This window comes from Pantoea stewartii subsp. stewartii (assembly GCF_008801695.1).
GTDB lineage: Bacteria > Pseudomonadota > Gammaproteobacteria > Enterobacterales > Enterobacteriaceae > Pantoea > Pantoea stewartii.
Map to the genome: position 1 here is coordinate 1 of NZ_VZPF01000182.1, position 1,816 is coordinate 1,816.

Annotated in this window: 2 protein-coding genes, 1 other RNA gene and 3 pseudogenes; 4 read left to right on the top strand and 2 right to left on the bottom strand. The window is 49.3% G+C overall.

Annotated features, from left to right (window positions below):
• Window positions 1-174, bottom strand: a pseudogene (locus F7Q90_RS25455) (IS630 family transposase); the annotation flags it as partial.
• Between the two features lie 120 nt (window positions 175-294).
• Here F7Q90_RS25455 and tomB point away from each other — a divergent pair.
• Together tomB and F7Q90_RS25465 are read left to right on the top strand one after the other, a co-directional pair.
• Window positions 295-672: an Hha toxicity modulator TomB gene (gene tomB / locus F7Q90_RS25460; protein WP_006117939.1), complete on the top strand. Its 378-nt coding sequence runs from the start codon at window positions 295-297 to the stop codon at window positions 670-672.
• A gap of 24 nt (window positions 673-696) precedes the next feature.
• Window positions 697-912, top strand: coding sequence for an HHA domain-containing protein (locus tag F7Q90_RS25465; RefSeq protein ID WP_006117940.1), 216 nt, complete (start codon window positions 697-699; stop codon window positions 910-912).
• Between the two features lie 167 nt (window positions 913-1,079).
• Here F7Q90_RS25465 and ffs read toward each other — a convergent pair.
• An RNA gene (ffs, locus tag F7Q90_RS25470) (signal recognition particle sRNA small type) lies at window positions 1,080-1,176 on the bottom strand.
• 154 nt (window positions 1,177-1,330) lie between these two features.
• Here ffs and F7Q90_RS25475 point away from each other — a divergent pair.
• Both F7Q90_RS25475 and F7Q90_RS25480 read left to right on the top strand, forming a co-directional pair.
• Window positions 1,331-1,540 (top strand): annotated as a pseudogene (locus F7Q90_RS25475) (MGMT family protein); the annotation flags it as partial.
• A gap of 102 nt (window positions 1,541-1,642) precedes the next feature.
• Window positions 1,643-1,816: pseudogene (locus tag F7Q90_RS25480) on the top strand (IS630 family transposase); the annotation flags it as partial.

Below are 1,816 nucleotides of genomic sequence, written 5' to 3' on the forward strand. Positions count from 1 at the left end.
ACCAATCGATGAGCGGGCACAGCAGAGTGTTCTGGCAACATGACTGACGGTGTCACCACGATGCAGCATCAGCATGGCGGTGAGCCGCCGGGCGTGGTTTTTGTCCTTTGTTTTATGGATAGTTTTCTGCATCAGGCGTCGTTCGGTTCTGGGTATTGGTGCTATGATCGACATTGCTCAGTCCGGCTGGTGATTTGGGATATTCAGCGATTGATCAGATCGCATAAACCGGACTGAGTTCCCTCTAAGGGATCTACTATTCCGAGCAGTTATTTAGCTACGGAGGGGAAAAAGATGGACGAATACTCACCGAAACGGCATGATATTGCCCAGCTTAAATACGTGTGTGAGAGTTTGTTTGACGCCAGTATGGCAACATTAACCGATAGCCATCATGGCTGGGTAAATGACCCTACTGCCGATGGTAATTTACAGCTGAACGATCTGATAGAGCATATCGCCTCTTTCACCATGAATTACAAAATTAAGCATGCAGAAGACGAAGCGCTGATTACCCAAATCGATGAATATCTTGATGATACTTTTATGCTATTTAGCAGCTATAGCGTTAACACTCAGGATCTGCAGCGCTGGCAACGTTCAGCAAAACGTTTATTTAATCTGTTTCAAGAAGAGTGCGCTTATCTTCAACAGCCAAGCCATTCATTATAGTACTGACGTGAGAACGGTTTATTTATGAACAAAACCCTGACTAAAACTGATTATTTGATGCGACTGAGACGTTGTCGGTCAATTGACACGCTCGAAAGAGTGATTGAGAAAAATAAGTATGAATTGTCCGATGATGAATTAGCCGTATTTTACTCCGCAGCCGATCACCGCCTGGCTGAACTGACGATGAACAAACTGTATGACAAAGTCCCCGTGTCAGTATGGAAATTTGTACGCTGAGTTAATTTTTGCGTTACGTTTAATCTGATTTAACCCGCCCGTTTCTGTTCGACTCGCCTGCCGGCAATGGATCGGCCCAGGCGAGCTTTGCCTGCCTGCGAAGAAAGAGGCGTGTCAAAAAAAGCGAGTGACAAGAGAGGAATCGGGTGGAGACAAAATGGTGGAGGCCCTGCCAGCTACATCCCGGCACACGCGTCACCTGCTGCGGCTGCTTCCTTCCGGACCTGACCGAGTTCACAAGCTAGCATTGCGGGAGAACCAACAGGGCCCCCATTGACAAGCCCTCATATCGAGAGCGCAGGCATTATCGGGGAAGCCTATGGCAATTGCAAGCCTGGCACGGATGACCGTTGGTTTCTTGTACGATCCCTGTAAATTACCCCCTTTATGTTAGGTTCTTTTACTGGCAGGTAAGCCTATGAACTCAACCACTGACGGCTTTAAACAACGTATCTGGCAAATTGTGGCCGCCATTCCGCCCGGCAAGGTTACCACCTATGGCGATGTGGCATTACTGGCAGGCTCGCCCCGCGCGGCGCGCCAGGTGGGCGGCGTTCTGAGCCGCTTACCGGAAGGCAGTACGCTTCCCTGGCATAGAGTGATTAACCGTCACGGTACGCTTTCGCTCTAAATAACTGCTCGGAATAGTAGATCACTTAGAGGGAACTCAGTCCGGTTTATGCGATCTGATCAATCGCTGAATATCCCAAATCACCAGCCGGACTGAGCAATGTCGATCATAGCACCAATACCCAGAACCGAACGACGCCTGATGCAGAAAACTATCCATAAAACAAAGGACAAAAACCACGCCCGGCGGCTCACCGCCATGCTGATGCTGCATCGTGGTGACACCGTCAGTCATGTTGCCAGAACACTCTGCTGTGCCCGCTCATCGATTGGT